4 protein-coding genes and 1 pseudogene are annotated in these 7,655 nt (G+C 71.8%); 2 read left to right on the top strand and 3 right to left on the bottom strand.

Annotated features, from left to right (window positions below; translation table 11 throughout):
- From AC07AZ_RS35435 to AC07AZ_RS35425, 3 genes and pseudogenes are all read right to left on the bottom strand, one after another.
- Window positions 1-1,148 (bottom strand): annotated as a pseudogene (locus AC07AZ_RS35435) (hypothetical protein); the annotation flags it as partial.
- A gap of 2 nt (window positions 1,149-1,150) precedes the next feature.
- On the bottom strand, window positions 1,151-3,481 hold the full coding sequence (locus tag AC07AZ_RS35430) for a glycosyltransferase (RefSeq protein ID WP_478854862.1): 2,331 nt from the start codon (window positions 3,479-3,481) through the stop codon (window positions 1,151-1,153).
- Window positions 3,478-4,944, bottom strand: coding sequence for a glycosyltransferase family 29 protein (locus AC07AZ_RS35425; RefSeq protein WP_478854861.1), 1,467 nt, complete (start codon window positions 4,942-4,944; stop codon window positions 3,478-3,480). The genes AC07AZ_RS35430 and AC07AZ_RS35425 overlap by 4 nt, the downstream gene beginning before the upstream one ends.
- A gap of 221 nt (window positions 4,945-5,165) precedes the next feature.
- On the opposite strand from AC07AZ_RS35425, the gene AC07AZ_RS35420 reads away from it, so the two are divergent.
- Both AC07AZ_RS35420 and AC07AZ_RS35415 read left to right on the top strand, forming a co-directional pair.
- Window positions 5,166-6,275 (top strand): acyltransferase family protein, encoded by a 1,110-nt coding sequence (locus AC07AZ_RS35420; protein ID WP_478854887.1) that lies wholly within the window; start codon window positions 5,166-5,168, stop codon window positions 6,273-6,275.
- 126 nt (window positions 6,276-6,401) lie between these two features.
- Window positions 6,402-7,586 (top strand): glycoside hydrolase domain-containing protein, encoded by a 1,185-nt coding sequence (locus tag AC07AZ_RS35415; RefSeq protein WP_478854860.1) that lies wholly within the window; start codon window positions 6,402-6,404, stop codon window positions 7,584-7,586.
- Window positions 7,587-7,655: the final 69 nt, after the last annotated feature.

The raw sequence follows: 7,655 nt of genomic DNA, 5'->3' as shown, positions 1-7,655 counted from the left end.
CCCCTACTCGCTCGGGTTAGTGGGTAGCGTTTGGCGTTGGGGACGAAAACAAACAGAAGCAGGCGGGAGAAAGGGAAAGGGGGGAGGGAGGGGGGGGGGGGGGCCCCCCCCCCCCCCCCCACGGCCAGGCCCCACAGCGCGGCGGCCAGCACCGGCATCTGGGCGGCGTGGTAGAGGAACCAGTTGCCCTGCACCACCACGACCGCCTGCGCGCCGAGCCCGGCGGCCAGGGCGACCAGCAGGAGTTCGGCCCGCCGGCCCCGACCGCGCACCCGGCACAGCAGGAGCAGCAGCGCCCCGGGCAGCAGCAGGAGCACCGGCGTGGCCAGGGCGCGGTCGGCCAGGAACTCCACGGTGCGGTCGAGGACGAACCGCGGGTGGAGGCCGGTACGGCTCAGCGCCGACTGGTTGATCCGCGGCATGTCCTCGGTCCACTGCCACTCGTGGGACCCGCCGAGCACGCTCAGCCCGAACAGGGCGCCAGCCGCGGGCACCGCGACCAGCGCGCCCCGGACGCCGCGGCCCCGGTCGACGGCGTACACCAGCAGCACGCCGATCGCGGCCGTGGCGGCGGTGGAGTACTTCATCATCACGGCCAGGCCCAGCGGCGGCGCGGCGAGGAGCGCGGCCCGCCAGGCCCGGTCGGGGCCGATCGCGGCCGCGACGCCCACGACCGTGAGCACCACGGCCGCCCACTCCGGCTGGAGGAAGTCGTTGCGGGGGGCGAGTGCCAGCGCCAGGCCGGTGGCACCCGCCGTGAGAGCCGCCTCCCGGCCGCTGACCCGGCGTCGCAGGGCCGCGTACAGGGCGCTCGCGGCCGCGGCGGCGAGCAGGGCGCCCGCCGCTCCCATCAGCGTCTCGCGCAGGGCGGTGCCGCCGAAGGTGAGGCGGTCCAGACCGGCGACGAACCACCGGTAGAAGTAGGGCCGGTGGGTGAAGACCTCGGACGGCGAGTAGCCGGCCGCGCCGCCGGTGCGCAGGGCGCCGAGGACGTAGTGCAGGTCGCCGGTGAGCCGGCGGGTGACCACGGTGTACACCACGGCCGCGGTGGCGGGCAGGGCGACGACCGGCCACCACAGGGGTGAACGGCGGCCGCCCTGACGCGGCCGTGCCTGCGGGGAGGCCTCGTCGGTCAGGGCGGTCGCCATGCTCAGCCGCCCAGGATGACCCGCAGGTCGGCCGCGTTCGCCTCGGTGGTCTTCCACAGTTCCTGCTGCCGGCCGTGCACGTCGGCGACGGTGCGGTCGTGGTCGGCGAGCAGGTCCTTCGCGCGTTCGACGAGCCGGGCGGCGAGGTGGCGGTCGTGCACGGACACGCCCCACTCCGGCCGTTCGATGTCCCGCAGGAAGTACGCCATCTTCGGGTGCGAGATGAGGCTGATGATGGGCGTGCCGCAGCCGAAGGGGATCATTCCGGCGTGGCCGCGCATGCCGATCACCAGCTTGGTGCGGGCGTACAGGTCGCGGATCTCGTCGTTGTCGAAGTCGTACATCGGGATGACCGGGAGCGAGATGCCGTGCACCCGGCGCAGGTCGAAGGCGATCTTCTCGTCGTCGAGCGAGTGGGCCGCGCACCGCACCTCGGCGAGGTCGCCCAGGTCCCGTACGGCCTGGGCCATCTGGGCCAGGAAGTAGTCGTAGTCGTGGCCGAAGCGCAGTCCCGCGCGGTCGTAGGCCGCGTTGATCAGGATGGTGTCCTCGCGTTCGGCCGGGTCCTGCCAGCCGGCGACGAGCTGGCGGGTGACCGTGGTCGGGCAGGGCTGGAAGCGCACCTTGTCGTGCAGGTGGGCCGGCAGCATGGCCCGCACCTTCTCGATCGAGCCGTGGTTGCGCAGCCCGAAGAACGAGGACCGCTCGACCAGTTGGCGCAGCGAGGAGCGGAAGCGGCCGGCGCGGTAGGACTGGCCGTCGAAGGCGTTGAAGCCGACGGCGAAGACCGCGATGGGCACGTCGATGCGGTTGAGCAGTTCGTCGGGGACGTTCCACTGCCAGGCGCTGTTGCCGTTGGGCATGGTGTCCGGGATGAACAGGCCGCCGCCGCCGATGACCATGCCGCGCCGGGAGTTGACCCGTTTCAGGGCGGCCTCGTCGAACAGGCGGTGGGCGTGCACCGGGTGCCAGCGGCGGGAGGTGGTGTCCGGCCCGAAGGCGAGACGGACGCTCTCCGGCAGCAGCTTGTCGCCGGCGTTGCCCTGGCGGTCCATGTAGAACGCGACGTGCGCGAGCTGGTCCTCGGGGCTGCCCAGCTCCTGGACGGGCACGCTGGCGGCGCGCTGGGCCCACAGGCGGCTGGAGCGGTGGGTGGGGTCGACGGACAGGCCGGCGGTGGCGTGCCGCAGCGCCTCGGCGTTGTCGCCACGCACCCAGGCCATCTGGGCGAGACGGGCGTAGGCGGTGGCGGCCCGGTTGGGGGCGGCGGTGGCCAGCAGCAGCTGGGTCCTGGCCTCCTCGTAGCGGGAGACGCTCATCAGGGCGTGGCCGTAGACCTCGTGCGGCCAGGCCGCGTCGAGCGGGATGCGGACGCCGGCGAGGACGTCGACGGCGTCCTGGTAGTCGCCGGCCCCGATGTGCGCGGCGGCCACCTTGCGGGCGACCTCGACGTCACCGGTGCGGCGGACGTGCGGGGTGCCGTAGTGGACCAGCAGGTCGTGGTGGAGGCCGCCGGAGGAGGCGAGGTAGGCGGCGTGGAAGTCGGCGTCGGACAGCTCGAACTCGCGCCAGCGCTCCTCGGCCTGGCTGTAGCCCGCCTCGCCGCCCTGCCAGGGCTTGTGGCGCCCGGTGAAGTGCAGGATGGCGGTGTCCTCGGGGACGGGCAGGTCACCCGACAGCCGCCGTTTGACGAAGTTGTAGCGCGGGTCGAGGCGCACGAAGTCGCCGGCCAGCACGCTGTTGAGGATGCCCTGGTCGTGCTTGTCGAGTTCGTAGTCGCCGCTGCGTCCGCAGGCGTCGATCCTCGCGCAGAACTCGTCGCTCAGGTACTCGCGCTGGATCACCAGCAGGCCCGAGTTGAGCTTGTGCTGCCCGTAGAAGAACTGCGGCACGGCCGCGAGGCCCTCGCGCAGTTCCAGCAGTTCGCCCAGCCCGCCGAGGACGACCATGTCGGTGTCGAGGGTGATGACGGTGTCGTACTCGCGCAGACGGAAGACGTCGAGGATGAAGTACGCCTTGCGGACCAGGTAGTTGTCCTGGTCGCCCTTCTTGTACGAGTCGTAGCGGTCGGCGTCGACGCGGCGCAGCACGATGCGCGGGTGCAGGTCGCGGATCTTCGCGATCGAGCCGGGGCGCAGGTCGTCGTGGAGGACGACGAAGTCCTCGCACACGCTCGGGTTGGACAGGGCGAGGCTCTTGAGCAGGACGAGGAAGCCGGGCAGGTAGTTCTCGTCGACGAAGCTCGCGAAGGCGATGCGCCGCTTGCCGGTGAGCGCGTGCGCGTCGGTCGCCGGGGCCTGGGGCGCGGCCGGATTCAGGGAGGTCGTGGTCATCGCAGGGATATCCTCATGTCGCTCACGCTCTGGGCCCGCTGCATGACCCACGCCTTCTCGCTGGTGTATTCGTGCACGGAGGTGATGGCCAGCTTCATCGCTTCCTGCACGCGGTAGGCACCGCTCTCGTAGAAGTCGAAGCCGATCAGGTCGAGGGTCGGGCTGACGTCCAGGAAGTCCAGCAGCCACAGCATGTTGAAGCCGGTGGTCGGGATGCCCGACCAGGCGTCGGTGCCGAGCCTGCCGATGTTGCGCAGGGGCCAGCGCAGCGACTCGTCGCCGAGGTAGGTCTGGGCGCCGGGCACCAGGCGGTTGCGCAGCGAGTACTTCCAGTCGCCGGAGATGCCGCCGAACACGAGCCGGGTGGTGACCTGCTGGTCCCAGTTGAAGCCGTGCTTGTGGATGGTGGCGTGGATGTCGGTACGGCCGCCGGTGTGCTTCGGCTCGATCCTGTACGAGTTGAAGCGGACCACCAGGTCGTAGGCGTCGATCTCGGCGCCCATGGAACTGCTGCCGACCCGGCCGGAGTTGGCGATCAGGCAGATGGACTTGCCGGCGATCTGGTTGCGGAACTCGCCGAGGGTGATCCACTGCACCCCGCCGATGGTGGGGTCGGCGACGGGGCCGCGCATGCGGTGCCGGCGCTGTTCGGCGTAGAGGGTGACGGCCTCGGTGAACGCGGGCAGGTCCGTGCCGCCGGCGCGGTCCGAGCGCAGGTCGAGGTACTGGCTGAGCAGTTCCTGCCGGTCGCCGACCGGGGCGTCCTCGGCGGCCAGCGCGAGCAGCGCGCCGACGAGCCGGGGCTCGGCCTCCGTCCAGTCGCCGACGGCGAGCGCGGCGAGGCCCTCGGCCCACACGTCGGTGGCGGGGCCGCCGGCGAACCGCTCGGCGCGCGGGCACTGCCGGCCGAGCAGGCCGAGCAGTTCCCGTTCCCTGTCGCGTGCGGCGCGCAGTCCGGCGATGCGGGCGCGGACGCCGAAGCCGTCCTCGTCGGTCAGGCCGAGGTAGCGCTCGTAGGCTTCCAGGGCCTCGGCCTCGTCGCCGAGCGCCTCCAGGAGACGGGCGCGCAGCCGCCAGCCGGCGCGGGAGTTCTTGCGCTGGGCCAGCACCGTGTCGCTGATGATCAGGGCGAGGTTCAGCTCGTCGTCGTAGCCGCACTCCAGCGCCTTGTTGGCGACGGCGAGCAGGGCGTCGAGGAGTTCGTTGCCGATGCCCGAGGCGGGGGCCGCGGCGCCCTTGACGGCGCGCTTGAGCAGGGCGGTCGCGCCGGCCGGGGCGGGTGCGGCGGTGACCGTCGAGGTCGTGCCCCACACGACGAGCAGCTTTCTGAGCTGCTCGGCGAGTTCGACGCGGCGGCGGTCGATACTGCCGACGAGTTTGCCGCTGTGCACGGCGCAGGCGCGCAGGCAGTCGTCCAGCTCCCCCCCGCGTGCACGTGCCCGTCTGTTCTGCACCCTCGTCATGACGCTCCTGTTTTTGCCAGGCAAATGCTGAGTTCGTTGCCGTTTACTGGCCCGTGGGGGGATGTTGAAGAAAATTAGGAAGCCAAAACGACATTCAGGTGAACTCGCCGGGACCACAGGGCCAATCGTTGGCTCGCCCCGGAAGACATCCCTGTGATTCGGACTAACGTGCTGGGAAGTACCCACAGGAACGGCCCGTCGAGGGGACATTCGTGACCAGCATGACCGTGCGGCCGGTGACCGACGTATCCCGGCGCCCGGAAGCGACGGCCCCCCCGAAGAACCGGCTGCGCGCCCTGGACGGACTGCGGCTGGTCGCGGCCCTGATGGTCGCGGGCTATCACTACGGCGGCCGGGGCGGCGAGGTCACCGGGGCATGGGGGAGTTCGGCGGCGCGTCAGTTCCCCACCCTGCACTCGTATTTCGCCTACGGGTGTCTCGGTGTCCAGGTCTTCTTCGTCATCAGCGGCTTCGTGATCTGCATGAGCGGCTGGGGCAGGCCCCTGACGTCGTTCTTCGCCTCGCGCGCCGCCCGGCTGCTGCCGGCGTACTGGGCGGCGGTCCTGCTCGTCTCGGCGGTGTTCGCGCTGCCGATGGTCGCCTACAAGGCCCTCTCGCCGAGCGACACCCTGGTGAACCTGACGATGCTCCAGCAACCGCTGGGCGTGGACCGGGTGCTCGGGGTGTGCTGGACGCTGTGGGCGGAGGTCCGCTTCTACGCGCTGTTCGCGCTGTGCGTGGTCCTGCCCGGGGCGAGCCGGCGGCGCGTCATCCTCTTCTGCGCGGGCTGGACGCTGGCGGCGGCCATCGCCCAGGGCGCTCGGACGCCGCTGCTCGACATCGTGCTGATGCCGGAGTACGCGCCGTTCTTCGTCGGCGGTGTCGGCCTCTACCTGGTCCACCGTGACCGGCGGGACGTGTACGCGTGGGGCATCGTGGCCGTGAGCTTCCTGATCGGGCAGCACTACGCGGTGCGCAGCCTGTGGAACGCCTCGGACCCGCACGCCTTCGCGCACCGCTCCTCGACCGGCATCGTGCTGGTGGTCGCCTTCGGTTTCGTCGCGGTCGCCGCGATCGCGCTGGGCCTGCTGAACCGGGCGGACTGGCGCTGGCTGACGGTGGCCGGGGCGCTGACGTACCCGTTCTACCTGGTCCACGAGCACCTCGGCTGGGTGGTGATCCACACCCTGCACAACACCCTGGGCCTGCCGTCGGCGGCGACCTTCGGGCTGACGGTCGCGTCGATGCTGCTGCTGGCCTGGCTGATGAACCGGTTCGTCGAGAAGCCGCTGACACCGAGGCTGCGCGCGGCACTGGCCAAGGCCCGCTGAGGGGCGAGGGGCGCCGGGCCCGCCGGGAAGGCTCCGGGGGCCGTTCGGCCGCCCATGGGCGTGAGGTGTTCGGCTCCCCAGGCGCGGCAGGACGGAAACTCGCCGTATGTGGTCAAAAATGCGCTAATGCGATCACATTGGAGAAGGACCGCGGTCACCACCGCACTTCCGGCTCTCGGCCTCCTCGCCCTCGCCGGCCCGCCGGCGCAGGCCGACGGACCGGCGGCGACCAAGCAGGTCGACTACGGCGGACACCGGTTCACCGTGCCGGACTCCTGGCCGGTGGTGGACCTCACCGAGAACCCGACCGCCTGTGTCCGGTTCGACCGGCACGCGGTGTACCTCGGGCACCCCGGCGCCGACCAGGACTGCCCCAGCCACGCGGTGGGCCGCACCGAGGCCCTGCTCATCGAACCCGACGACAACCCGGCGGCCCAGCAGGGCACCGTGGCCGAGCCCGCCCAGCGCGAGTACCGCGCGCGGGCGGAGAAGGTCACCGTCACCGCCACCTACGACGCGGACGCGGCCCTCGTCCGCACCATCCTGACCGACGCGAAGGTGCCGGCGACCGCGCCCCGCGCCCCGGTGGAGCCGCCCGCGCCACCGGCCCCGGCGACCGCCCTGCCGGCCTCCGCCACCGACCACACGGGCAAGGGCTTCGACACCTGCACCGCGCCCTCCGCCAAGGCCATGAGCACCTGGCAGGACAGCTCGCCCTACAGCGCGGTCGGCGTCTACTTCGGCGGCTCCAAGCGCGCCTGCAGCCAGCCCAACCTGACGGCCTCCTGGGTGAAGCAGCAGGCCGCCGACGGCTGGCGGTTCGTGCCGCTGTACGTCGGCACCCAGGCGTCCGGCATCAGCTCACCGGAGACGCAGGGCGCCGACGCGGCCGAGGACGCCGTCGAGCGCGCCGCCGCCCTCGGCTTCGGGCCCGGTTCGACGCTGTACTACGACATGGAGGCGTACTCCTCGTCGTACACCTCGGACGTGCTGGCCTTCGAGGAGGCGTGGACGGAGGAACTGCACTCCCAGGGCTACCGCTCCGGCTGGTACAGCAGCAGCAGTTCGGGCATCCGCGACCTGGTCGACGACTACGACGGCCACACCATGCCCGACGTGATCTACGACGGACTGTGGAACGGGGCGGCCGACACCAACGACCCGGTGGTGCCCGCCGGCATGTGGGGCGACCACCGGCGCGTCCACCAGTACTCCGGGGGCCACCAGGAGACCTGGGGCGGCACCACCATCAACATCGACCAGGACTACCTGGACATCCGGCTCGCGGACACCGCGCCACCGGGCGCCTGACCCCGGCGGCCGGCCGGGCCCTCAGCGCGCCTCGATCCCCCGCGACCACCGGCGCCGGCCCCTCCTCGA

This window comes from Streptomyces sp. NPDC043878 (assembly GCF_056435735.1).
The sequence above is the reverse complement of the archived record's forward strand: the minus strand, read 5'-3'. Positions and strand labels throughout refer to the sequence as shown.